Origin of the sequence: Pseudomonas sp. MPB26 (genome assembly GCF_046605355.1) — a bacterium.
In the GTDB taxonomy this organism is placed as follows: domain Bacteria; phylum Pseudomonadota; class Gammaproteobacteria; order Pseudomonadales; family Pseudomonadaceae; genus Aquipseudomonas; species Aquipseudomonas cedrina.
In genome coordinates this window covers 4573742-4597519 of the sequence record NZ_CP176793.1, presented here as the reverse complement: position 1 = coordinate 4597519, position 23778 = coordinate 4573742, and the positions used below count along the sequence as shown (strand labels likewise).

At 61.4% G+C, this 23778-nt stretch carries 23 protein-coding genes; 13 read left to right on the top strand and 10 right to left on the bottom strand.

Annotation, left to right across the window (positions count from 1 at the left end; translation table 11 throughout):
- Positions 1-47 precede the first annotated feature (47 nt).
- Both glp and moaB read right to left on the bottom strand, forming a co-directional pair.
- The gene (gene glp, locus ACLH0H_RS21285; protein WP_411379512.1) at positions 48-1274 is read right to left on the bottom strand and encodes a gephyrin-like molybdotransferase Glp; all 1227 of its coding nucleotides are present in this window, start codon (positions 1272-1274) and stop codon (positions 48-50) included.
- On the bottom strand, positions 1258-1797 hold the full coding sequence (gene moaB / locus ACLH0H_RS21280; RefSeq protein ID WP_076950445.1) for a molybdenum cofactor biosynthesis protein B: 540 nt from the start codon (positions 1795-1797) through the stop codon (positions 1258-1260). Before moaB ends, glp begins: the two co-directional genes overlap by 17 nt.
- Positions 1798-1873: 76 nt before the next feature.
- Between moaB and mobA the strand changes: the two genes are divergently transcribed.
- Positions 1874-2476 (top strand): molybdenum cofactor guanylyltransferase MobA, encoded by a 603-nt coding sequence (mobA, locus tag ACLH0H_RS21275; protein ID WP_411379511.1) that lies wholly within the window; start codon positions 1874-1876, stop codon positions 2474-2476.
- Positions 2477-2555: 79 nt separating this feature from the next.
- Positions 2556-2777, top strand: coding sequence for a YgdI/YgdR family lipoprotein (locus ACLH0H_RS21270; RefSeq protein WP_010211805.1), 222 nt, complete (start codon positions 2556-2558; stop codon positions 2775-2777).
- Positions 2778-2902: 125 nt separating this feature from the next.
- On the opposite strand, the gene ACLH0H_RS21265 is transcribed toward ACLH0H_RS21270, so the two are convergent.
- From ACLH0H_RS21265 to ACLH0H_RS21255, 3 genes are all read right to left on the bottom strand, one after another.
- Positions 2903-3793, bottom strand: a complete 891-nt coding sequence (locus ACLH0H_RS21265; RefSeq protein ID WP_411379510.1) for a pseudouridine synthase — start codon at positions 3791-3793, stop codon at positions 2903-2905.
- 72 nt (positions 3794-3865) lie between these two features.
- The gene (locus ACLH0H_RS21260) at positions 3866-4201 is read right to left on the bottom strand and encodes a transcriptional regulator (RefSeq protein WP_076950442.1); all 336 of its coding nucleotides are present in this window, start codon (positions 4199-4201) and stop codon (positions 3866-3868) included.
- A gap of 74 nt (positions 4202-4275) precedes the next feature.
- Positions 4276-4512 (bottom strand): glutaredoxin family protein, encoded by a 237-nt coding sequence (locus ACLH0H_RS21255; RefSeq protein ID WP_076950441.1) that lies wholly within the window; start codon positions 4510-4512, stop codon positions 4276-4278.
- A gap of 216 nt (positions 4513-4728) precedes the next feature.
- Here ACLH0H_RS21255 and ACLH0H_RS21250 point away from each other — a divergent pair, with 216 nt between their 5' ends.
- The gene (locus ACLH0H_RS21250) at positions 4729-6438 is read left to right on the top strand and encodes a cation:proton antiporter (protein ID WP_411379509.1); all 1710 of its coding nucleotides are present in this window, start codon (positions 4729-4731) and stop codon (positions 6436-6438) included.
- 7 nt (positions 6439-6445) lie between these two features.
- On the opposite strand, the gene ACLH0H_RS21245 is transcribed toward ACLH0H_RS21250, so the two are convergent.
- On the bottom strand, positions 6446-7654 hold the full coding sequence (locus ACLH0H_RS21245) for an ammonium transporter (protein ID WP_411379508.1): 1209 nt from the start codon (positions 7652-7654) through the stop codon (positions 6446-6448).
- A gap of 348 nt (positions 7655-8002) precedes the next feature.
- Between ACLH0H_RS21245 and ACLH0H_RS21240 the strand changes: the two genes are divergently transcribed.
- The 8 genes from ACLH0H_RS21240 to ACLH0H_RS21205 all read left to right on the top strand — a co-directional run bounded on the left by ACLH0H_RS21240 (position 8003) and on the right by ACLH0H_RS21205 (position 16793).
- On the top strand, positions 8003-8317 hold the full coding sequence (locus ACLH0H_RS21240) for a YqjD family protein (protein ID WP_411379507.1): 315 nt from the start codon (positions 8003-8005) through the stop codon (positions 8315-8317).
- Positions 8318-8321: 4 nt separating this feature from the next.
- A complete protein-coding gene (locus tag ACLH0H_RS21235; RefSeq protein WP_076950438.1) occupies positions 8322-8705 on the top strand; it encodes a phage holin family protein in 384 nt (127 codons plus the stop codon).
- Positions 8702-9040, top strand: a complete 339-nt coding sequence (locus tag ACLH0H_RS21230) for a hypothetical protein (RefSeq protein WP_076950437.1) — start codon at positions 8702-8704, stop codon at positions 9038-9040. Before ACLH0H_RS21235 ends, ACLH0H_RS21230 begins: the two co-directional genes overlap by 4 nt.
- Before the next feature lie 91 nt (positions 9041-9131).
- Complete coding sequence (locus ACLH0H_RS21225) at positions 9132-10295, top strand: EAL domain-containing protein (RefSeq protein WP_411379506.1); 1164 nt, start codon at positions 9132-9134, stop codon at positions 10293-10295.
- A 71-nt stretch (positions 10296-10366) separates the two neighbouring features.
- Positions 10367-11698: a deoxyguanosinetriphosphate triphosphohydrolase gene (locus ACLH0H_RS21220; protein WP_411379505.1), complete on the top strand. Its 1332-nt coding sequence runs from the start codon at positions 10367-10369 to the stop codon at positions 11696-11698.
- Positions 11699-11870: 172 nt separating this feature from the next.
- Complete coding sequence (locus tag ACLH0H_RS21215) at positions 11871-12272, top strand: response regulator (protein ID WP_411379504.1); 402 nt, start codon at positions 11871-11873, stop codon at positions 12270-12272.
- A 250-nt stretch (positions 12273-12522) separates the two neighbouring features.
- Positions 12523-13149, top strand: coding sequence for a response regulator (locus ACLH0H_RS21210; RefSeq protein ID WP_411379503.1), 627 nt, complete (start codon positions 12523-12525; stop codon positions 13147-13149).
- Positions 13150-13157: 8 nt separating this feature from the next.
- A complete protein-coding gene (locus ACLH0H_RS21205; protein WP_411379502.1) occupies positions 13158-16793 on the top strand; it encodes a transporter substrate-binding domain-containing protein in 3636 nt (1211 codons plus the stop codon).
- A 164-nt stretch (positions 16794-16957) separates the two neighbouring features.
- On the opposite strand, the gene ACLH0H_RS21200 is transcribed toward ACLH0H_RS21205, so the two are convergent.
- Positions 16958-17440, bottom strand: coding sequence for a GAF domain-containing protein (locus tag ACLH0H_RS21200; RefSeq protein ID WP_411379501.1), 483 nt, complete (start codon positions 17438-17440; stop codon positions 16958-16960).
- Positions 17437-18327: an ATP-binding protein gene (locus tag ACLH0H_RS21195; RefSeq protein ID WP_411379500.1), complete on the bottom strand. Its 891-nt coding sequence runs from the start codon at positions 18325-18327 to the stop codon at positions 17437-17439. Before ACLH0H_RS21195 ends, ACLH0H_RS21200 begins: the two co-directional genes overlap by 4 nt.
- 163 nt (positions 18328-18490) lie before the next feature.
- On the opposite strand from ACLH0H_RS21195, the gene ACLH0H_RS21190 reads away from it, so the two are divergent.
- The gene (locus ACLH0H_RS21190) at positions 18491-20800 is read left to right on the top strand and encodes an ATP-binding protein (RefSeq protein ID WP_411379499.1); all 2310 of its coding nucleotides are present in this window, start codon (positions 18491-18493) and stop codon (positions 20798-20800) included.
- 9 nt (positions 20801-20809) lie between these two features.
- Here the strand turns inward: ACLH0H_RS21190 and ACLH0H_RS21185 are convergent, their stop codons facing one another.
- The gene (locus tag ACLH0H_RS21185) at positions 20810-21295 is read right to left on the bottom strand and encodes a glutathione peroxidase (protein WP_411379498.1); all 486 of its coding nucleotides are present in this window, start codon (positions 21293-21295) and stop codon (positions 20810-20812) included.
- A gap of 403 nt (positions 21296-21698) precedes the next feature.
- The gene (msrB, locus tag ACLH0H_RS21180) at positions 21699-22091 is read right to left on the bottom strand and encodes a peptide-methionine (R)-S-oxide reductase MsrB (RefSeq protein ID WP_411379497.1); all 393 of its coding nucleotides are present in this window, start codon (positions 22089-22091) and stop codon (positions 21699-21701) included.
- A gap of 202 nt (positions 22092-22293) precedes the next feature.
- On the opposite strand from msrB, the gene ACLH0H_RS21175 reads away from it, so the two are divergent.
- Positions 22294-23505 carry a pyridoxal phosphate-dependent aminotransferase gene (locus ACLH0H_RS21175; RefSeq protein ID WP_003209058.1) on the top strand — a complete coding sequence of 404 codons (1212 nt, stop codon included), beginning with the start codon at positions 22294-22296 and terminating at the stop codon, positions 23503-23505.
- The last annotated feature ends 273 nt before the right edge of the window (positions 23506-23778 follow it).

Here is a 23778-nt window from a genome sequence, read left to right as displayed (position 1 = left end):
TTGAAAGTCTCCTGTACGCACCCAGCTCCCACCTTGGAGGTGCAGGGTCAGTTGAGGACTTCACTCAGGGGAATGAAGTTGACCCGGTCGCCAACCTCCAGGGTCGTCCCTTCCAGCACTTCCACAAACCCCTCCGCCCACGCCGCACTCCTCAGCACGCCGGAACTCTGGTTGCGGTAGATGATCGCCTTGCCTTGCTCGATGCGCCCGCGCAGGTATTCGCGGCGGTTGCCCGGCTTGGGCCAGGTAAACCCCACCGGCACTTCAAAGCGTAGTGGCTCGACGTCTTGCACGCCTTGGCGACGCAGCAGATAAGGGCGTGCCAGCAGGGCGAACGTCACCAGGGTCGACGCCGGATTGCCCGGCAGGCCGATTACCGGCACACCACGGAAGTGGCCGAAGGTCAGCGGCTTGCCCGGCTTGATCGCCAGTTTCCACAAGGCCAGCTCTCCCTCCTCACGCAGGGCGATACCGAGAAAATCCGCCTCGCCCACCGACACACCGCCGGTCGACAGGATCAGGTCAACGCCGCCCAGCTCGGCCAGGCGTGTGCGGGTGTGTTCCAGGTCATCGGGCAGGATGCCGGCGTCGATGACTTCGCAGCCCATGCGCGTGAGCCATGTACACAGCACCCGTCGGTTGCTGTTGTAGATCTGGCCGGAGCCCAGCGGCAAGCCCGGCTCGATCAGCTCGTCGCCGGTAGACAGCACCGCCACGCGTGGGCGGCGGACTACTTCCAGCCTGTCACGGCCGAGTGAGGCGGCGAGCCCCAGTTCGATCGGGCCCAGGCGCGTGCCGGCCGACAGGACACATTCACCGACGGTGGTTTCCTGGCCCTGGGGACGTATGTTCTGGCCAGCCCGCAACGGCTCGGTAAAGCCCACCCGATCATCAGCGTGGACCACGGCGTTTTCTTGCATTTGCACACAGTCGGCACCTTCGGGTACCGGCGCGCCGGTGAAGATGCGCGCGCAGGTGCCTGCGGCCAATGGCAGCGGTACAGCGCCTGCGAAGATGCGCTGGCTGACCACCAGCGGCTCGCCGGTCCAGTCCGACAGACGCAGGGCGTAACCGTCCATGGCGCTGTTCGGCCAGGGTGGCAGGTCGAGGGTGGAGATCAGGTCTTGCGCCAGGACGCGACCGTCGCAATCGGCCAGCGCCAGGGTTTCCCGCTCGCGGATCGGCGCGGCTGCGGCCATGGCCAGCAGTTGCTCCAGCGCGTCTTCGACCGGCATCAGCGCGCCGCTCTTGCCGGGCTTACCCACGGGATTCACAAGGCTCGGCCTGTTTGAGGTGCGGCACGAAATTGCACGGGCGGTGACGGTTGTCCAACTGCTCGGCGAGGATGCCGTCCCAACCGGTGCGCACCGCATTGGTGGAACCCGGCAGGCAGCACACCAGGGTGCCGTTGGCCAGGCCGGCCAGGGCGCGGGATTGCACGGTGGAGGTGCCGATATCGGCCACGGAAATCTGGCGGAACAGTTCGCCAAAACCATCGACCTGTTTATCCAGCAGGCAACTCACGGCTTCGGGCGTGCTGTCACGGCCGGTGAAGCCGGTGCCGCCAGTGATGAGCACCACCTGCACTACGTCTTCGGCGATCCAGTGGGCGACCTGGGCGCGGATCTTGTAGAGGTCGTCCTTGAGCAGCACGCGCTCGGCCAGCCTGTGGCCGGCGGCGGTCAGGCGGTCGACGAAGACCTGGCCGGACGTATCGGTTTCCAGGGTACGGGTGTCGCTGACGGTCAATACGGCGATATTCAGGGGTACGAAGGGCGCATCTGCCTTGGCGTTCATGGCACGGTCCGGTTGTCGAAGGAACAGCCCGATGTTATATCACAGGCCCCCCTTTTGCTGCCGCTGCGGAACCACCATGCCTATCGATTCATCCCCCCTGCCCTGTTCGGTCCTGCTGCTGTCCGGTGGCCGCGGCCAACGCATGGGCGGCCAGGACAAAGGCCTGCTGGAATGGCGCGGCCAACCCCTGATCGCGCATTTACAGCGCGTGGTGCGGCCGCTCACGGATGACCTGATCATCTCCTGCAACCGCAACCCGCAACAGTACGCGGTGTATGCCGACCGGCTGGTGAATGACGACAGCCCGGACTTTCCCGGCCCGCTCGCAGGTATCCGTGCGGGACTCACTGTCGCGCGCCACGGGCACCTGCTGATTGTGCCGTGCGACGTGCCGAATCTCGACGACCGACTGCTCGCCGACCTGCGTGAGATGGCGCAGCAGCACCCGCTGCTGCCTGTGATGGTGCGCCATGGCGAGTTCTGGGAACCGCTGATCTGCATCATCCCGACCGCCCTGCGCGACGCGGTGGACAGCGCCTGGCACGCCGGGGAACGCAGCCCGCGCAAGCTCTTCCTGCAACTGGGCGGCTTGGGCCTTGAGTGCCCGGCGGACGACCCGCGCCTGGCCAACCTGAACACGCCGGCGCTGTTAAAGACGCGCTCGGGCGTGTCAGAATGAACCTCGCACAAGGAACTTTGTCGGCGCTTCACGCGTCACAAGGTCAGCATTTAAAAAGTATTCTCTCGGAGACACACCCATGACTCAACGGACCATCGCCGCTCTCATGCTTGCACTGGGCCTCGCTACCCTCGCCGGTTGCGCCTCGCCGACAGTGATCACCCTGAATGACGGTCGCGAAATCCAGGCCGTCGACACCCCGAAATACAACGAAGATTCGGGTTTCTACGAATTCGAACAACTTGACGGCAAGCGCACCCGAATCAACAAAGACCAGGTTCGCACCGTTAAAGACCTGTAGTGAGCGGGCTTGCCCCGCGCTGGGTGGCGAAGCCGCCCTAAACAGGACGCCGCGCAGTATCAGAAAGCCCCAGCTATCCGGTTAACCCAAGGCCCGCCTCGCGCGGGCCTTGTCGTTTCCGGCGCTTACCAGTCGAGGCTGATCCGGCTGCGAAAGACACGCTCGTGACCTGTGACCGGGTCGATGAAGCGCACGCCCTGGGCCAGCAGTTTCAGCGGGTTAGCGTAGTCGTCCACGGCGTCCTTGAGCACGTCAGGGTAGAACGGGTCGTTGCAGATACTCGCGCCAAGCGCGGTCATGTGCACGCGCAACTGGTGCTTCTTGCCCGTCACCGGAAACAAGCCGTAGCGCCACAGGTTGCCGTTCTTTTCTCGCACCTCCACGGCTGTTTTGGTGTTGGCGATACCGTCGCCTTCCTGCATGCGAAAAAACGGTTCGCCATCGACCAGGCGGCTTTTATGCACCAGGGGGAACGTCAGGTCAGGCAAGGCTGGGGCGATGGCTTCGTAGTATTTATCGATCTTGCGCGTGGGAAACAGTTGTTGATACGCGGAACGGCTGGCCGGGTTGGCCGAGAACAGCACCAACCCCGCCGTATGCCGGTCGATGCGATGCAAGGGAACCAGCGACGGATTGTCCAGACGACGAATCAGGCGGCGCAGCAAAGTCTGTTCGACGTACTCACCGGCCGGCGTCACGGGCAGGAAGTGCGGTTTGTCCGCGACCACCAGATGCTCGTCGGCATACAGGATGGCCTCCTGCACCGGGATTACCTTCTCGTTCGGCACTTCCCGGAAGTAGTAGACGCACAGGCCTTCCTTGTAGGCCAGGTCCAGGGCGATCGGGCTGCCGTTGATGTCCAGCACCCGGCCTCGGGCGATACGGTCCAGCCAGTGCTCACGGCCAATCGCCGGGAAGTGTTCGCACAGGCAATCGAGCACTGTCGTCCAGGCGCCGGGCGGCAAGTACAAGGTGCTGGCTTGGTGCTGGGACGCGGAAAAACCGGATGTGGACATGAACCTGCTCGAACCTGGAAAAAACAGGCGGGCATTATCCCGCATGGAGCGGGATTGAGCCTAGGGCCTATCTCAGGCCTTGAGCAACTCGGGCCGCAGGATCTTTGAGGCACTCGCGGCCTCGGTGAATTCCTTGAGCCAGCGCAATACGTCCACCGCTTCCCAGCGGCCCGGATCGTATAACGCGTACAGCAATCCCTGGTAACCCACCACATCCAGTTGCTTGTGATAGCCGGCGCGCTGGAACAGCGCCTCGATCTCGGCGAAGCAGGTATTAAAATGCACTTTATTAAACGGCGTCTTGCCTTCCGTGACCAGGCCATCGAGGCGCAGCTCGTTCACCGCGTCGCGCACGACATCGGCGGACATGCGATTGACGCTGCTTTTCAGTTGTTCAACATTCACCACGGGCGTTCCCTCTATTCAATCGCTGTACAAACATACAGTAACGTAATATTCGGAAACCCGCCATCGCATAAATGTCAGCGCAGGAAGGCGACCACCTGCTCAGTGTCGAAGGGCCAGTCCAGCTCAGCACCGGTATCTACCCGGCGAAGCACCGGAATCCGCAGGCCGTAGACCTCGGTCAGGTCGTCGGGGTCGGTGATGTCCACCAGTTCCACCAGCAGGCCGTGTTCGACGAGCGGCATGACTTCGGCTTCGGCGATCTCACAAAGATGACAACCGAGGGTGCCGAACAGCTGGCATTCAGGAAGCATGGCGAACAGACCTTGTCAGAACGTAGGCAACCATTCTAAGCCCCCACAATACCTGTGGCGAGCGGGCTTGTTGTGGCGAGCGGGCTTGCCACAACAAGCCCGCTCGCCACCATAAGCCTGCCAGCCACACATAAACCCTGACCCACGTCACAATGACCTATAACTGATTCAGCGATACTTGCAGGCTTTTGCCTGCCCCTTGCAATGGAGATGCGTGTGTTTGCCAACCTGCTGATCATTCTGGCCTCATCCCTGGTGGTGATTGCGCTGTTTCGCCGGCTGCAATTGCCACCCGTGCTGGGCTACCTGTGCGTCGGCCTGGCCGTGGGGCCCACCGCCCTGGACTGGGTGAATGACAGCGAAGAACTGCCCGACCTCGCCGAACTGGGCGTGGTGTTCCTGCTGTTTTCCCTGGGCCTGGAGTTTTCCCTGACGAAGATGCTTGCCCTGCGCCGCGTGGTGTTTGGCCTGGGCAGTCTGCAGGTGTTGGGGTGCGGGGCGCTGCTGGGGGGCTTGCTGGTGACCCTGGGCGTAGCGCCGGGCATCGCGTTGTTGCTGGGGGCGGGGCTGGCGTTGTCCTCCACGGCCATCGTCAGCAAGGAACTGAGCAGCCTGGGTGAAATCTTCAGCAGCCACGGCCAGAACGCGATTGGCGTATTGCTGTTCCAGGATGTGGTGGCGGTGCTGCTGCTGACCCTGGTGCCGGTATTTGCCGGCACTGGCGAGCAAGCCTGGTACCTGGCGCTGCCGCTGACCCTGGGCAAGACCGTGGTGTTGTTTGTCGGCCTGCTGCTGGCCAGCCGCTTGCTGTTGCCGCGCTTGTTCCGTGAAGTCGCCGCCTCCCATTCGGCAGAGCTGTTCGTGCTGCTGGCGCTGGTGATCGTGCTGCTGACGGCCTGGCTCACGCATTTGTTGGGGCTCTCCCCTGCCCTCGGCGCGTTCCTGGCTGGCATGCTGCTGGGTGAGAGCCACTACCGCCACCAGATCGAGGCGGATATCCGCCCGTTTCGCGACATCCTGCTGGGGCTGTTTTTCGTCAGCATCGGCATGCTGATCGACCTGCAGTTGTTCGTCAGTCACAGCCTGCTGATCCTTGGCCTGACCTTGACCCTGATGCTGGTCAAAGGCTGCGTGGTGGCAGCGCTGGTCAAGTTGCGCGGCAGCGACGCCGAGACGGCCTGGCGCAGTGGCCTGGCGCTGGCCCAAGGCGGCGAGTTCTGCTTTGCGCTGATGGCGCAGATGCAGCAGAGCCGGCTGATCCCCGACGAATTCAACGGGCTGCTGCTGGCCGCCACCTTCTGTTCAATGCTGCTGACCCCGCTACTGTTGCGCGCCGCGCCGCGCATTGCCCTGCGTCTGCACCGCAAACCCAACCAGCAAGTGCAGTTGGAACACATCACCGCGTTGAATGCCGAGCTACGCGGGCACGCGGTGATCTGCGGCTATGGACGTGTCGGCCAATCCATCGGGCGTTTCCTGCGCAAGGAACAACAGGCCTTCATCGCCCTGGATGACGATCCGGAACGGGTTCAGGAAGCCACCCCCGAAGACAGCAGCGTGCATTATGGCGACTGCCGGCGGGGCGCCCTGCTGAGTGCGGTCGGCCTGGAACGCGCGCGGCTGGTGGTGATTGCGGTGGACAACACCGATGTGGCGCTGGTGGTGCTGAAAGAGGCGCGCCGGATCAACCCCCAGGTGCCGATCCTGGTGCGTACCCGCGATGACAGCCAATTGGCTGAACTGAAAGCCGCGGGCGCCACCGAAGTGGTACCCGAGCTGTTGGAGTCGAGCCTGATGCTCGCCTCCCATGCGTTAATCCTGCTGGGCCTGCCGGACCAACAGGTACAGGCGCGGGTCGATGAAGTGCGGCAGAACCGCTATCGCCTGCTGCACGGTTTTTACGCGCAACCGGACGACGAAGAATAGGCGCCGATCAATCCTGACTGACCGCGCCGATCTTGTGGATCGACAGGTCCGCACCGTAATACTCCTGCTCCTGGCTCAGGCGCAGCCCGGTGACACGCTTGATCACGCCGTACACCAGCAAGCCGCCGAGCAGCGCCACCAGCACGCCGAGGGCCGTGCCGATCAATTGGCTGATCAGGCTGACACCGCCCAGCCCACCCAGGGCGGCCTGGCCGAAAATGCCACAGGCAATGCCGCCCCACACGCCGCAGAGGCCATGCAACGGCCACACACCCAATACATCGTCGATCTTCCAGCGGTCCTGCGCCGCGATGAAACACCACACGAACAACCCGCCGGCGACAGCACCGGTCACCAGCGCGCCCACCGGGTGCATCAGGTCGGAGCCGGCGCAAATGGCCACCAGCCCGGCCAGCGGGCCGTTGTGCAGGAAGCCTGGGTCATTGCGGCCGATGATCAACGCAGCGACCGTGCCGCCGACCATCGCCATCAGCGAGTTGACCGCCACCAGGCCGCTCACGCCGTTCAGGGTCTGGGCGCTCATCACGTTGAAACCGAACCAACCGACGATCAGGATCCACGAACCCAACGCCAGGAACGGAATGCTCGACGGCGCGAACGCCACCAGGCGCCCTTCGCGGTAGCGCCCATTGCGCGGGCCGAGCAACAACACCGCCGCCAGCGCCAGCCAACCGCCCATGGCGTGTACCACCACGGAACCGGCGAAGTCATGGAAGCTGGCGCCAAAGGTCGCGAGCAGCCAGGCCTGCAGGCCGAAATTGCCGTTCCACACCACGCCTTCGAAAAACGGGTAGATAAACGCCACGATCAACGCCGTGGCGCAAAGCTGAGGAGCGAACTTTGCGCGCTCTGCAATGCCACCGGAAATGATCGCCGGGATCGCTGCCGCAAAGGTCAGCAGGAAGAAAAACTTCACCAACCCATAACCATGGTCGGCGCTGATCACCGCAGCCGGTTGCATGAAACTCACGCCGTAGGAGATCCAATAGCCTATAAAGAAATAAGCCAGGGTGGAGATGGCGAAGTCGCTGAGGATTTTCGACAGCGCGTTGACCTGATTCTTCTGGCGCACCGTGCCGACTTCCAGGAACGCGAAGCCGGCGTGCATGGCCAGGACCATGACCGCACCGATCAGGATAAACAGGGTGTTGGAGCTGTGGACGAGCGTGTCCACTGCACTTTGCAGAGTTTCCATGGAAGTTGGCAGGCCTGCAGTCAAGGCAAAAAAGCACCAAAGCGGGTCGAGCCAGGTGTTTGTGCACTAAATTGGCACCCGCGACCCCGCCCCTCTTCAGAGGGCGTGAACCGCTTTAGCGCAGCGATTAACACAACAGGCCGTTACCGACAGGGTTTTTCCGCGAGTTTGAGTTATTTAGGGTAAGGTTTTTCAAGGCTTGCTGCCCCACCGCCCGGATTCAGCGCAGACTCGTTGGCCCGCGCACCAAGGCGTAGCAAAAGCTGTACCAGACAATTGCACTGAACCTTCACCGATGCCGGTGACTCGAAACCACTACATACCGATCAGCCAATCACGGAGATAACCATGGCCCGAAGCACTGCAAAGAACGCCCAGGAAATACTGATGGCGGATTTTCAAACCCTGGTGACTGACACCGAAAGGTTGCTGAACGACACCAAGGTACTCGCGGGCGACCAGGCCGACGAGCTGCGCGCTAAAATCCAGGAATCGCTGCTGCAGGCCCGTGAAACCCTGAGGTTGACTGAAGACTCCCTGCGCGAACGCGGCCAGGCGGCGGTCACCGCCACTGAAGATTATGTGCAGGCCAACCCTTGGCAGTCGGTGGGCATTGCCGCCGGCGTGGGCTTTTTGATCGGCCTGCTGGCCACAAGGCGCTAATACCATGTCTATCGGCGAATCCAGCTCGACCACGAGCTCAACCTCAAGGCGTCTGGGCGCGGCCGTGCTGGGCTTGCTGCACAGCCACGTCGAATTGTTTGGCATCGAATTGCAGGAACAGAAGGCCCGCACCGTCAGCCTGTTGCTGTTTGCCGGTCTGGCGCTGGTGTTTGCGCTGCTGTTGCTGGTGGGGTTGTCGACGTTGGTGATGATCCTGGTGTGGGACACCGGCTACCGGCTGACCGGGATCATCTGCCTCTGCGTGTTCTACACCCTGGCCGCCGCGTTCTGCGGGGTGCGCTTGAAAGCGGCGGTATTCGATGAGTCCACGCCGTTCCACGCCACCCTCGAAGAATTGGCCAATGACCGGGAGCGCCTGCTGCCATGAGCTCGAATGAAAACCAGCAAACCTCCCGCCGAGAAATGCGCAAGGCTTTGATTCGCCTGCGCATGGAAATGCACCGTCAGGAGATCCGCCACGAGTCCCAGCAGTTGATGCTGCCGCTGAACAAGGTGCGCAACATGGGCCAGAGTCTGCAGGGTGGCCTGGGCATCAAGCACGCGCCGCTGTGGGGCGTTGCCGCCGTGACTCTGATGGGCTTCTTCACGGGCAAGGGCGCCAAGGGTGGAGGCATCGGCGGCGTGACGCGCCTGGTGCGCCTCGGTGCCGGCTTGATCCCGCTGATCAAGTTGGCCATGCAGGGCTCTTCGCGTAAAAGCTGAGCGTACTGGCTGCATTCTTGCTAACAGAACTGGCTCGGCCCTCGTTTTCGAGGGCCGGGCCTTTTTTCGCCACCTCTCTTAAGGAGGCCCCGTGATCGACGGGCAACCGCTCGCCTGCTTCCAACCGTTTATCGACACCGCCACGGGCCGCATCGCCGGCGTCGAGGCCTTGGGCCGCCTGCGGCAGTCGGATGGCCGCTTGCAGTCCGTCGGCCCGCTGTTCGCCGACCCACGCACCCCAGGTGTAACCTTGCGACGCCTCGACCGGCAGATCCGCGACAACGCCTTGAGCCGCTTGCACGAAGCGCCTGAAGACTGGTTCATGAGCCTGAACATCTCGCCACGCTGGATCAACCGGCTACGCCCCGGCCAGGCGCTGCCGAGCCTGAAACAAATCCACAAACATGGCGTCGATCCACGGCGCATCGTGTTCGAGATCACTGAACTGGGTGGCGACATCCAGCGGATGGCTGACGTGGTGGCGCGTTATCGCGAAGCCGGGGCGCGCATTGCCATCGACGACTTTGGCGCCGGTTATTCCCAACTCGACCGGGTACTGGCATTGCAGCCGGATATTCTCAAGCTGGACATGCGCCTGTTCCAGGACGCCGCTCGCGGCGGGCCTGGCAGCGAAGTGGTGCGGGCCCTGGCGCAAATGGCCGAGAAGACCGGCTGCTGGATCATCGCCGAAGGCGTGGAGACCGAAGCGCAGTTGAGCTTTGCCCTGGAGTGCGGCGCGCGCTATGTGCAGGGCTATCTATTTGCCCAGGCCCGGTTGGACTGGTTCGCCACCGACGCCTTCGTGCCGCGTTTCGCCCAGCTGCGCACGGTGTACGTCCAGCAAAAGCTGGCAGAGCGCGGGCGCATCATGCAGCTGCGCCAGCAATTGGCCGAGCTGATGACTATCCTGCAAACCTGGGCCCAGGCACAGGCGCCGCTGAGCCGATTGCCTCATCTGCCGGCGTTTCCCTGGCTGCTGCGCTTCTACCAGTGCGACCGGCATGGCACCCAGCTGACGCCAAACTTCGAATGGCACCAGGACGCCTGGCAGGCCGACAGCCGCTACCTGGGCCACAACTGGTCATGGCGCCCCTACTTTTATCACCTGCTGGCCGAAGGTTGGGAGGAGCGCCGCCTAAGCCTGTCCTCGACCTACCGCGACGCGACCACCAACCGGTATTGTCTCACCGCCGGACAATTCTTCGAGAACGGTCAGCGTTTGCTCTTAATCGATATCGACGCGGCCGGGTTGTAGATTTTCGCTTGCCCAGGCCGCGCTGAACCGGGAAGCTGGGAGGGTCATTCACCCTACGGAGAGCATCCGCCTTGGATTGGCCCACCCTGCTGACTCGCGAACGTCTTGGCAAACCGCTGCACAGCCCGGAAGAACTGGGACGTAGCCCGTTTCACAAAGACCACGACCGTATTATCTTCTCCGGCGCGTTTCGTCGCCTGGGCCGCAAGACCCAAGTGCACCCGGTCTCCAGCAACGACCATATCCATACCCGCCTGACACATTCCCTGGAAGTGAGCTGCGTAGGCCGCTCCCTCGGCATGCGCGTCGGCGAGACCCTGCGCAGCGCCCTGCCCGACTGGTGCGACCCGAGCGACTTGGGCATGGTGGTGCAATCGGCCTGCCTGGCCCATGACATCGGCAACCCGCCGTTCGGGCATTCCGGTGAAGACGCCATTCGCCACTGGTTCCAGCAGGCCGCGGGACGTGGCTGGCTGGACGATATGAGCAGCGCCGAGCGCAACGACTTCCTCAACTTCGAAGGCAACGCCCAGGGCTTTCGCGTGTTGACCCAGCTCGAATACCACCAGTTCGACGGCGGTACGCGACTGACCTACGCCACCCTGGGCACGTACCTGAAATACCCCTGGACCGCCCGGCACGCCGATTCCCTGGGCTACAAGAAACACAAGTTCGGCTGCTACCAGAGCGAGCTGCCGATCCTTGAGCAGATCGCCCACAAGCTCGGCCTGCCGCAACTTGAAGAACAACGCTGGGCCCGGCACCCTTTGGTGTACCTGATGGAAGCGGCGGACGACATCTGCTACGCCCTGATCGACCTGGAAGACGGCCTGGAAATGCAGTTGCTGGAATACGCCGAAGTCGAGTCGCTGCTATTGGACCTGGTGGGCGATGACCTGCCCCAGACCTATCGCCAACTCGGCGCGCAGGATTCCCGGCGCCGCAAACTGGCGATCCTGCGCGGCAAGGCCATCGAGCATTTGACCAACGCAGCGGCGCGGGCCTTCGTCGAGCAGCAGGATGCCTTGCTGGCCGGCACGCTGCCCGGCGATCTGGTGGAACACATGCACGGCCCCGCCAAACGCTGCGTCCTGGATGCCAAGGACATGGCGCGCAAGAAGATCTTCCAGGACAAGCGCAAGACCCTGCATGAAATCGGCGCCTACACCACGCTGGAAATCCTCCTGAACGCCTTCTGCGGCGCGGCACTGGAACAGCATGGCGGGCGCACGCCGTCGTTCAAGAACCGACGCATTCTCGACTTGCTGGGCAACAACGCACCAAACCCTGAATGGCCGCTGCACGCTTCGTTCCTGCGCATGATCGACTTTATCGCCGGCATGACCGACAGCTACGCCACCGAAATGGCGCGGGAAATGACCGGACGTTCCAGCCCTCAATAAACGAACTCGATCAAGCTGCCTGTCTCTTGAAAGGAATCCACCTACAAAGGGAACAGAGCGGCCTGATCGAATTCGCACAAGCACACGATGAATAATCACGCACGCTTCCCGCGACCCTGGCGAACTGTTCCTACGCGCCCTCCATCGACGCTTGACTCATCGTGTGGCCCCAATGCCCAGCTATCCGCTTCGTATCCTGTTGGTGGAGGATCATCCCTTTCAACTCCTCGCCACCCAGTGCCTGCTCAGGAGCTTCGGCTTCGCACGGCTGACCCCGGCCGAAAACGCCGAGCAGGCAATCTGTGTGATGGCGCAGGCCGAGGTGCCCTTCGACATCATCCTGTGTGATCAATGCCTGCCCGACCTGCCGGGACTCGAGCTGATTGAAATCGCCAGCCGCAGGCGCTTTACCACCACCGCCATCCTGCTGAGCGGATTGCCGGTGGCGGAACTCGCCAGTTTGATAAGCCAGGCCATGGATCGTGGCCTGCCACTGCTCGGCTATTTATCGAAACCGCTGAACAAGGATGAACTGGCGCACTTGCTCTGCCCATTATTGAAGTTACGCTTGTAGGATTTAAACATCATTGCTCGACGAAAAAGATCAATGCTGCCACAGCCAAATCCATGGCAGCCGCCTTTAACCCGCGCCCTCCTCGAATACTGACCTATCGCTTCACGAAGCCTTAGTGACTAGTAGGCCGTTACCTTTTTTACTGTAGGAATATTCCTGTTTTATATCTACTCCCCTCTGAGCTCATGCGCCTTACTCCGCTTCTGAGCTAATGTGCCCACTTTATTTTGCACTTGCACGGAATGTGACCATGAACACAGTTTTTATTATCGATGACCATCCGGTTATACGGCTTGCCATCCGAATGTTGCTGGAGCACGAAGGCTATAAAGTGGTCGGCGAAACGGATAACGGATGCGACGCCATTCAAATGGTCCGCGAATGCCTGCCCGACCTGATCATCCTGGATATCAGCATTCCCAAGCTGGACGGGCTCGAAGTACTCTGCCGCTTCAACGCGATGAACACGTCGATGAAAACCCTGATCCTGACGGCCCAGTCGCCCACGCTGTTCGCCACACGCTGCATGCGCTCAGGCGCCGATGGCTACGTGTGCAAGGAAGGCGATCTGAGTGAACTGCTCAGCGCCATTCGCGCGGTGTTGTCCGGCTACAACTATTTCCCCAGCCAGGCACTCACCACCAACGGCGTAGAGGGCGTGGAGTCCCAGGAACTTGAACTGTTCAAGTCCGTCAACGACCGGGAACTAATGGTATTACAACTTTTTGCACAAGGCCGCACTAACAAGGAAATTGCCAAGGGTATGTTTCTAAGTAATAAAACCGTGAGTACTTATAAAAAGCGGCTGATGCAAAAACTTCAAGCCAAATCCTTGGTAGACCTTATCGAGATGGCAAAACGAAACGCGCTAGTGTGAGAAAGTGGATGCCCAGCCGTATAAAGGACTACCTGATCATATTGAGTGCCAGTCTGTGCTTCAGCACCGTCGTGCTCGCGAACCAACCAACGGGCCCGGAGTATCTCACCTTACTGAGCCGTTCAGGCTCGTTTCAACTGGACACCCACCTGAACAAGACCCAGCGTCAATGGTTGCAAAACAAGCGTGAATTGGTGCTGGGCGCCGCATCCCCTGACTACCCTCCCTTCGATCTCACCTCCAGCGGGCGCGACTATGAGGGCCTCACCGCTGATTACGCCGGTCTGCTGTCCCGGGCCCTGGCGCTGCCGGTGAAGGTATTGCGCTACGCCTCCCGGGAGGACGCGATTCGCGCGCTTGAAAGCGGGGAGATCGATCTGCTGGGCTCCTCCAACGGCTTCGAGGCGAAAAACCCGAACCTTACGTTGTCCGAACCCTACGCCGTGGACCAGCCGGTACTGGTTACCCGCGAGCGTGAGACGCGCAGCCTGGATGATGGCCTGGCCGGGATGCGCCTGTCCCTGGTCTACCACTACCTGCCCCTGAGCGAAGTGGAAAAACTGTATCCCAAGGCGATCATCCGTACCTACCCCTCCTATCAAAACGCCTTGAACGCGGTGGCATTCGATCAAGCCGACGTCTTCCTCGGCGATACCATTTCCACTCATTACATGATCAACAAGGGCTACCTGAAGAACATCCGCATGGCTAACTTCGGCAAGCACGAGGCCTATGGATTCAGCTTTGCCATGCCCGTGCACCAGCGCACCCTCTTGAGTATCGTCAACGCGGTATTGACCGCCGTGCCCACCGCGGAACGGGAAGCGATCGCCAAGCGCTGGAGCGCCGGCAGCGACATCCTGCTGACCGCCGAAAAGCTGCAACTGACACAACGCGAGGAGCGCTGGCTGAAGGACCACCCGGTGGTCAAAGTGATCGTGAACGAGACGTTGGCGCCACTGACTTTCTTTGATGCGAACGGCAACTTCCGCGGCATCACCGCTGATTTGCTGGAGCTGATTCGCCTGCGCACCGGGCTGCGTTTCGAGATGCATCGAGTGCGAGACGTGAACGCGATGATCGAACAGGTCGACACCGGCAACATCGACATCATCGGCGCAATCGTGCCCAGCGCTGAACGGGAAGCCCAACTGAATTTCAGTCGACCTTACCTGGAAAACTCCTACGTGCTGCTGACACGCAATGAGCCCAATGCGCCGGCGAACCTGGAGCAAATGGCCGGCAAGCGCCTGGCACTCACCCCGGGCAACCCGTTGGAGGCCTTCCTGCGCAGCGACTATCCAGAGATCCAGCTGGTCAAGGCCAGCGACACCTTCAAGGCCTCCGAACTGCTGGCCCAGGGGCATGTGGAGGGCGCGGTGAATTCCCTGGTGGTCGCCAACTATTTCCTGTCGTCCCAGGTGTTCCAGGACAAATTGCAGATCAGCAGCGGCATCGCCACCTTCCCCGCTACCTTTGCCCTGGCTACGGCGCGCGGCGCCACCGAGCTCAGCTCGATCCTCGATAAAGCCTTGCTGAGCATCGCACCGGATGAACTGGGGGTGATCAACAGTCGCTGGCGAGGCTACACCTCCGCCTCCGATAGCTACTGGCGCAACTATCACCAACTGATCGCACGCATCATCATCGTTACCGGGCTGTTGCTGTTGGTCTCCCTGGGCTGGAACGCCTACATGCGTCGCCAGATCAAGCACCGCAAGATGGCCGAACGCGCCCTCAGCGACCAGTTCGAGTTCATGCGCGCGCTGGTCAACGAGACCCCACACCCGATCTACGTGCGCGATCGAAACGGCCTGCTGCAGACCTGCAACGACAGCTACCTGCAGGCGTTCGACGTCAAGCGCGAGGACGTGGTGGGCAAAAGCGCCATCCAGATGAGCGAGGCCCTGGAAACCGATGCCGTTCAATATCACGACGATTACCAGCGGGTGATGAGGGAAGGCAATCCGCTGATCCTGGACCGCACCCTGCATATCCGCGGAAAAAAACTGACGATCTACCACTGGATCCTGCCGTACCGCGATTCCATCGGAGAAGTGCAAGGCATCATTGGCGGCTGGATCGACATCAGCGAACGACGCCAACTGTTCGACGAAATTCGCGCCGCCAAAGAGCGCGCCGACGAGGCCAACCGGGCCAAGAGTACGTTCCTCGCCACCATGAGCCATGAAATCCGCACACCAATGAACGCGGTGATCGGCATGCTCGAACTGACCCTCAAGCGCGCCGACCAGGGCCATCTCGACCGCCCGGCCATCGAAGTGGCGTACAACTCGGCCAAGGACCTGCTGGAACTGATCGGCGATATCCTGGACATCGCACGCATCGAATCCGGGCGCCTGAGCCTGGCACCGGAGCGCGTCAACCTGCGGGAAGTCATCGAGTCGGTGGTGCGTGTTTTCGACGGCCTGGCCCGCCAGAAAACCCTCAGCCTGTCCCTTGAGTTCAAGCCCAACCTGGACGACACCGAAGTGCTGATCGACCCGTTGCGCTTCAAACAGGTGCTGTCCAACCTGGTCAGCAACGCCATCAAGTTCACCGAGCGCGGCCAGGTGAAGATCAAGGTGGAGGTATTGCCCACCGAGCAGGCGCAGCAGGTCGAGATGAAACTGGTGGTCGAGGACACCGGGATAGGCATCAGCCGAGATGATCAATTGCGCCTGTTCGAACCCTTTGCCCAAGCCGACAATTCCGGGCAACTGGCCAGGAGCGGCGCCGGCCTGGGGCTGGTGATCTGCCGCAGCCTGTGCGCGATGATGGGCGGGCAACTGAGCCTGAGCAGCGTGCCCATGGTCGGCACCCAGGTGCACGTCAACCTGAACATGACGCGCTTGCAGCCGGAACAGACCCGGGTGGAGCAGACACCCGAGGCGCCCGCGACCGCACCGGTGCTCAATGTACTGGTGGTGGACGATCATCCCGCAAACCGCTTGCTGATGTGCCAGCAACTGGCTTACCTGGGGCACCAGTACACCGCCGCCCAGAACGGCGCCGCGGGTTTCCAGGCCTGGCGCCAGGAACGCTTCGACCTGATCATCGCCGACTGCAACATGCCCATCATGAACGGCTACGAGCTGAGCCGCTCGATCCGTGAGTACGAACAACGTGAGCAACTGGCGCCCTGCGTGATCCTGGGTTTTACCGCCAACGCCCAGCCTGAAGAGAAGCAACGCTGCGCTGAAGCGGGCATGGACGATTGCCTGTTCAAACCCATCAGCCTCACGGCACTGGAACGGCAATTGGCGCAGATTCCCCCTCAACCCACCGACCTGAACCTGGACCTCGGCAACTTCGAGGCCCTGACCGGCGGCGATCCGCAATTGAGCCGGCGTTTGCTGGAGGAGTTGTTGAGCAGCAGTCAACATGATCGCCAGGAACTGACAGCCCTGATTGAAGCCCATGCCCCGCTTCAGGAGATTGTCGAGCAGGCGCACAAGATCAAGGGGGCCGCGCGTATCGTCCAGGCGGCGCCGCTCGCCGGGCAGTGTGAAGCGGTTGAACAGGCGTGCGCTCGGGGAGATGAATGGATGCAGGTTGAAGCAGGTGTGAAGTGCCTGGAGAAGTTCATGCTGGAATTGGAGAGGTTGTTGCGAGTGCAGCTTCACAAGTTGGATTCACAGTAGTGAGCGGGCTTGTCGAATCGTCGCACCGCCCGCGCTGGGTGGCGAAGCCGACCCAAAATCATTCACCGCGATCCTTCAGACAGAATGCGGTGTTCCGATTGGGGCGGCTTCGCCACCCAGCGCGGGGCAAGCCCGCTCACTACAGGGGTGTGGATATCCGTGCTTCAGCAATCGGTCAAACGCAGGAAAATCGCCGTCAGCTGTTCAATACCGGCCTGATCCTCAAGGGTAAACCGCCCCAGCGACGGGCTGTCGAGGTCAAGCACGCCTATCAGTCTGCCATCCTTGACCAGCGGCACCACCAACTCGCTGTTCGACGCACTGTCGCAGGCGATATGTCCGGGAAATTCATGCACATCCTCCACCCGCTGGGTTTGCCGCGACGCAGCCGCCGCACCGCACACCCCGCGGCCGAACGGTATGCGCACACAGGCGATCTGGCCCTGGAACGGTCCGAGCACCAGCTCTTCGTTACGGTTGAGGTAAAAGCCGGCCCAGTTCAAGTCGTCTAGCTGGTTGAACAGGAACGCCGAAAACTGCGCGCTGTTGGCGATGAAATCCCGCTCATCGGCCAGCAGCGACTCCAACTGCGCGCAGAGCATGCCATAGCCTTGCAGGCCAGTACCGGCGGTTTGCAGGTCGATCATAGTTGACGCTCCAGCAATTTGAGGCCCACCCAGTAACGGGCGAATTGGTACGCGCAACGGCCGTTGCGGTTGCCGCGTCCGGTGGCCCAGCGCACGGCAAGGATGTCGAGAGCCTCGTCGCGCTGCCACTGCAGGCCGGCCTTGTTCGCCAGCTCGCCGATCCAGTGCTCCACCACGTCCAGGAAATGCTCCTGGGTAAAGGGGTAGAACGACAGCCACAAGCCAAAACGGTCGGACAGGGCGATCTTGTCTTCCACCGCTTCGCTGGGGTGCAGCTCGCCATCCACGCGCTTCCAGTTGTCGTTGTCGCTCTGGTTTTCCGGCACCAGGTGGCGGCGGTTAGAAGTGGCATACAGCAGCACATTTTCCGGGGCCTGTTCGAGGGAGCCGTCAAGCACGCTCTTGAGCACGCGGTAATCGCCCTCGCCGGCCTCGAATGACAGGTCGTCGCAGAACAGGATAAAACGCTGCGGCAGCTTGAGCAGTTGCTCGACCACCCGCGGCAGATCGGCCAGGTGGTCGCGCTCGATTTCGATCAGGCGCAAGCCGGCCTTGGCGTGCTGCGCCAGCAAAGCGCGCACCATGGAGGATTTGCCGGTGCCGCGCGAACCCCATAGCAGCGCATGGTTGGCGGGCAAACCATCGATGAATTGCTGGGTGTTGCGCGCCAGGGTTTCCCGTTGCTTGTCGACACCGATCAGGTCGGACAGCCGCATGTCCAGGCTCACGTCCAGCGGTAGCAGAAAACCATTGCGCCCTTCGCGTTGCCAACGGGCAGCCAGGCACTGGCTCCAGTCGATGGCTTGACGGGGCGCGGGCAACCACGGCTCCAGGCGGGTGAGCACCGCATCGGCGCGCTCAAGAAAGGCACTCAATCGAGAATCCACGATTATTCCTCTGGCAAGTTCTTGCAAAAGATGGCGTATTGGCAACCCTGCGGCAGACCGCACAAGGCTGCGTAAAAAATGATTCATGCCGGGCAAGCCAGAGCGTGTGGATGTTCAGCTATGCTTGCCGGGCGAAGGGAAACGTGAAGTGGTTCAACACTCGATGGATATCAAGTTCGCCCACCGCTTGTCTTATAAACAAGCCAGATTGACGGTGCTGGTCGGTTTCGTCTTGGGAACCTTGCTCAGCCTGATCCAGATCGGCATTGATTATGCCAGCGAAGACGCATCCATCAACCGCGAAATTCGCTCGCTGATCGAAATCAGTCACAACCCCGCGTCACGCATCGCCTACAACATCGACGCCGAACTGGCCCAGGAACTGACCCTGGGCCTGCTGCACTCCCCCGCCATCGTTCACGCCCAATTGATCGACAATAACGGCGTCGTACTCGCCGATGTCGAACGGCCGCGCCAGGAAAGCAGCTACCGCCCCCTCAGTGACTTTCTGTTTGGTGCCAACCGTCGGTTTGAAGACCGGCTGTTCCTCAGCCACCTGCCCGGCGAGTCCCTCGGCATCCTGCGCCTGGACGTGGACACCTATGCCTTTGGCAGCCGCTTTCTGCGCCGTGCCGAGATAACCCTGCTCAACGGTTTCGTGCGCAGCCTGCTCCTGACCGGCATCCTGCTGGGCTTGTTCTACGTGATGCTGACCCAACCGCTGGTCCGCATTATCCGTGAGCTGAGCAACCGCAAGCAGGCACGCCTGGATTGCCCGCCCGGCCACGAACACGACGAAATCGGCGTGCTGGTGAAGGTTGCCAACCAGCAATTCGAAAACATGGAGACCGAGATCCAGCAACGCCGTCATGCCGAAGATCGACTGACCGAATACCTGGCGCAACTGGAAGACATCGTTTCGGCGCGCACCTTGGAGCTCAAGGCCAGCAACCAGCGGCTGAGCCAGTCCAACGACGAACTGGAAGCGGCGAAGATGCATGCGGTGAGCATGGCCCAGGCGCGGGCGGCATTCCTGGCCAATATGAGCCACGAGATCCGCACCCCGCTCAACGGCCTGCTGGGGATGCTCGCGCTGTCATTGGACAGCCCGCTCAACGCCGAACAGCGCCAGCAACTGTCCATTGCCCATGACTCGGGCAAGGTGCTGGTGGAACTGCTCAACGATATTCTCGACCTGTCCAAGTTCGACGCCGGCCAGTTGGAGCTGGAGCGCATCCCCTTCGATCTGGGCTCGCTGGTGGAAGACACCGCCAACCTGCTGTCACAAAACGCGGCGCCCAGCGTCGAATTGACCTGCCTGATCGACCCGCGGTTTCCCGCCCAGGTGCTTGGCGACCCGACCCGTGTGCGGCAAATCGTCAGCAACCTGTTGTCCAACGCCCTGAAGTTCACGCGCTTCGGCCGGGTGGATGTGCGTCTCAGCGCGCTTGATGACCGGGTGCGCATCGAGGTCTGCGACACCGGTATCGGCATTGCGCAGGAGGCTCAGGTGAAGATCTTCCAGCCCTTCACCCAGGCCGGCGCGGGCATCACACGCCAGTTTGGTGGCACCGGCCTCGGCCTGGCGTTGACGCACAACTTGTGTGAAGCGATGAAGGGCCGGCTGAGCATCAGTTCCGAGGTGGGTTTCGGTAGCCAGTTCTGCGCCGACCTGCCGTTGCCGACGCATTTGCCTGCAGTACGACCGCCACCGCTCAAGGGTGAAGTGGTCGTGATCACCAATGCCGGCAGCGGGCTGACGGAATTGCTCACTACCTTGCTGCCGCATTGGGCACTGACACCCCGCTGCTATACGCAAGACGACGATCTGAGCGGGCAAAACCCGGACCTGCTGATCACCGACTGCCCCGAATGCCTGTTTCGCCTGCGGCCTTTTATCGGCGCGCCGATCCTGCTGGTGACCGCTTATGGCAATTTCATGCCCAGCGAAGAAGTCGCGGCCCTGGCACCGTTGCAGCAACAGGCGCGCCCGCTGAGCCGCAACGCGCTGTATCAGATCCTGGAGCGCACCTTGCGCAGCGATGCCCGACTGGTCCTTGATCCTATCCAGATGGAAGCCGCGCCGCTGGCACACCGGGCGCGCATCCTGTTGGTGGAAGATAACCCAGTCAACCAACTGGTGGCCAAGGGCATGCTCAGCAAGCTGGGGTGTGAAGTGATCGTGGCCGCCCACGGTGGCGAGGCGCTCAGGTTTCTTGAAGACCAACGCTTCGACCTGGTGTTGATGGACTGCAACATGCCGGTGATGGATGGCTACGAGGCCAGCCGGCAGATCCGTCGCAGCGGGCGCTGGCCCGACCTGCCGATCGTCGCCTTGACCGCCAACGCGCTGTCCGAAGAGCGCGAACGGTGCCGGGCCGCGGGCATGAATGACTACCTGGCCAAGCCGTTTCGCCGTGAGGAACTCAGCGGCTTGCTGGAGCTGTGGGTGCCGAAGACGACAAGTCTCTGACCTGCCGGCTCATTTGAGCAGGGCTTCGATCTCCTGGGTGAGGTCCTGCGGCTTGGTGGTCGGGGCAAAGCGCTTGACCACCTGACCATCGCGGCCAATGAGGAACTTGGTGAAATTCCACTTGATCCCCTTGGTACCCAGCAGGCCCGGCGCTTGCTTTTTCAGCTGTACGAACAACGGGTGGGCAGCACCACCATTCACGTCGACCTTCTTGAACAGCGGGAAGCTGACACCAAAGTTCAACTCGCAGAATTCGGAAATCGCCCCTTCGTTACCCGGCTCCTGCTTGCCGAATTGATTGCAGGGGAACCCCAGCACCACCAGGCCCTGGTCCTTGTACTGCTGCCAGAGTTGCTCCAGGCCCTTGTACTGCGGGGTGAAGCCACATTGGCTGGCGGTATTGACCACCAGGACGGCCTTGCCGGCGAAATCGGCCAAGGTCTTTTGCTCACCCTTGATGGTAGTGCAAGGAATGCTCAGCAGGTTGTCGCTCATGGCGGTGGCTCGATAAGGGATTAAAGAGGAAGAAACATAGTAGCCAACTCGATTGCGTACAATTTAATTGACCGCGATGATGGCGTGTTATCACTGTGGGAAGCCCCTCCAAATCTCTGACTTGGCGCTGTCGCTTAGCAAACTGGAACCTCTGTGGCGAGCGGGCTTGCCCTAATGCCAGTCAGTTAAGCGTACATCGCCGTCGCTCCTACAAAAAACCTTAACTGACTGGCATTAGGGCTTGCCCCACGTTGGGTGCGAAGCGCCCCAGTGAAGACGAACGCGGCGTATCAGACATGCCTCTGCGCATGGTTATAGGGCTGCTTCGCACCCCAACGCGGGGCAAGCCCGCTCGCCACACAAAGCCCGCTCGCACATGCTCGGTCGGTTTACAAGCTGCCACCTAGCGCGGGACGAAGTCCAGGCACACCGAGTTGATGCAATAGCGCAGTCCCGTCGGCGGCGGACCGTCCGGGAACACATGGCCCAGGTGCGCGTCGCATTTTGCGCAAGTGACTTCGGTGCGGATCATGCCGTGGCTGACATCACGGATCTCGATCATTGCGCTGTCGGCGATAGGCTCATAAAAGCTGGGCCAGCCGCAACCGGAATCAAACTTGGCACGGGAATCGAACAGCGGCTCGTTGCAGCAAATGCAGTGGTACACGCCGTCCGTCCTGGTGTCGTTGTACTTGCCGCTGAACGGTCGCTCGGTGCCCTTGAGACGGCACACGTTGTACTGATCCGGGTCGAGCATGGCCTTCCATTCTTCAACGGTTTTCTGCAACTTTTCCATCGGTACACCTCGGCAACTGAAAAACCCTGATCTGGATCTTTTCCGTGGATCAGGTGGCACGTATGATTGCGCCTCTTCAAAACGCCAGTCTGGCACCCGCGCTACCGGCATTCAAACGTATTTATGGGGGCGGCCCCGGCGGGATTCGCAGTACGGTAGTGTCCACACCGTCTGGATCGTTCATTTTCAGGATCACATCGCCATGCAGGTCAGCAAATCGAACAAGCTCGCCAACGTCTGCTACGACATTCGCGGCCCAGTGCTCAAGCACGCCAAACGCCTGGAAGAGGAAGGCCATCGCATCCTCAAGCTGAACATTGGCAACCCGGCGCCTTTTGGTTTCGAAGCGCCGGACGAAATCCTCCAGGACGTGATCCGCAACCTGCCCACCGCCCAAGGCTACAGCGACTCGAAGGGCCTGTTCAGCGCGCGCAAGGCGGTGATGCAGTACTACCAGCAAAAGCAGGTCGAAGGTGTCGGCATCGAAGACATCTACCTGGGCAATGGCGTGTCCGAGCTGATCGTGATGTCCATGCAGGCCCTGCTCAACAATGGCGATGAAGTGCTGGTGCCGGCGCCGGATTATCCGCTGTGGACCGCCGCCGTCACACTGGCCGGTGGCCACCCGGTGCACTACCTGTGTGACGAGGGCGCCGACTGGTTCCCGGACCTGGCCGACATCAAGGCCAAGATCACCCCGAACACCAAGGCCCTGGTGATTATCAACCCGAACAACCCGACCGGCGCGGTGTATTCCAGGGAGGTGTTGCTGGGCATGCTCGAACTGGCGCGCCAGCACAACCTGGTGGTGTTCTCCGACGAAATCTACGACAAGATCCTCTACGACGACGCCGTGCACATCTGCACCGCCTCCCTGGCGCCGGACCTGCTGTGCCTGACGTTCAACGGCCTGTCCAAATCCTACCGCGTGGCGGGTTTCCGCTCCGGCTGGATCGCCATCTCCGGCCCCAAGCACAACGCCCAAAGCTATATCGAAGGCATCGACATGCTGGCCAACATGCGCCTGTGTGCCAACGTGCCAAGCCAGCACGCCATCCAGACCGCCCTGGGCGGCTACCAGAGCATCAATGACTTGGTCCTGCCCCAGGGCCGCCTGCTCGAGCAGCGCAACCGCACCTGGGAACTGCTCAACGCAATCCCGGGCGTAAGCTGCGTGAAACCCATGGGCGCGTTGTACGCGTTCCCGCGGATCGATCCCAAGGTATGCCCGATCCTGAACGACGAAAAGTTCGTGCTCGACCTGTTGCTGTCGGAAAAGCTGCTGGTGGTGCAAGGCACTGCGTTCAACTGGCCGTGGCCGGATCACTTCCGCGTGGTGACGCTGCCGCGCGTGGATGACTTGGAGATGGCCATTGGTCGCATCGGCAACTTCCTCAAGTCCTATCGCCAGTAGCGCACATGGCGCTGTACGAACGGCAATCGGTCGTACAGCGCGTATCTGGCAACACTTCTCTGCCCGTGCGCCACTGCAGCACCTCACCGGCCCGGCAAAAGCCAACCAGCCCCTGTAATTGCTGGGGCGAAACGCACCGGCGCAGCGATAACGCCGTCTTTTTCGTGTCGGAAATGCCCTTCAAGACTCTTCATTCCGGCTGTAGGACACAGTTTGAAATAGTCGCTCGGTTGAATCACCCCAAGGCGCACCTTATATACCCCGCAGTACGCG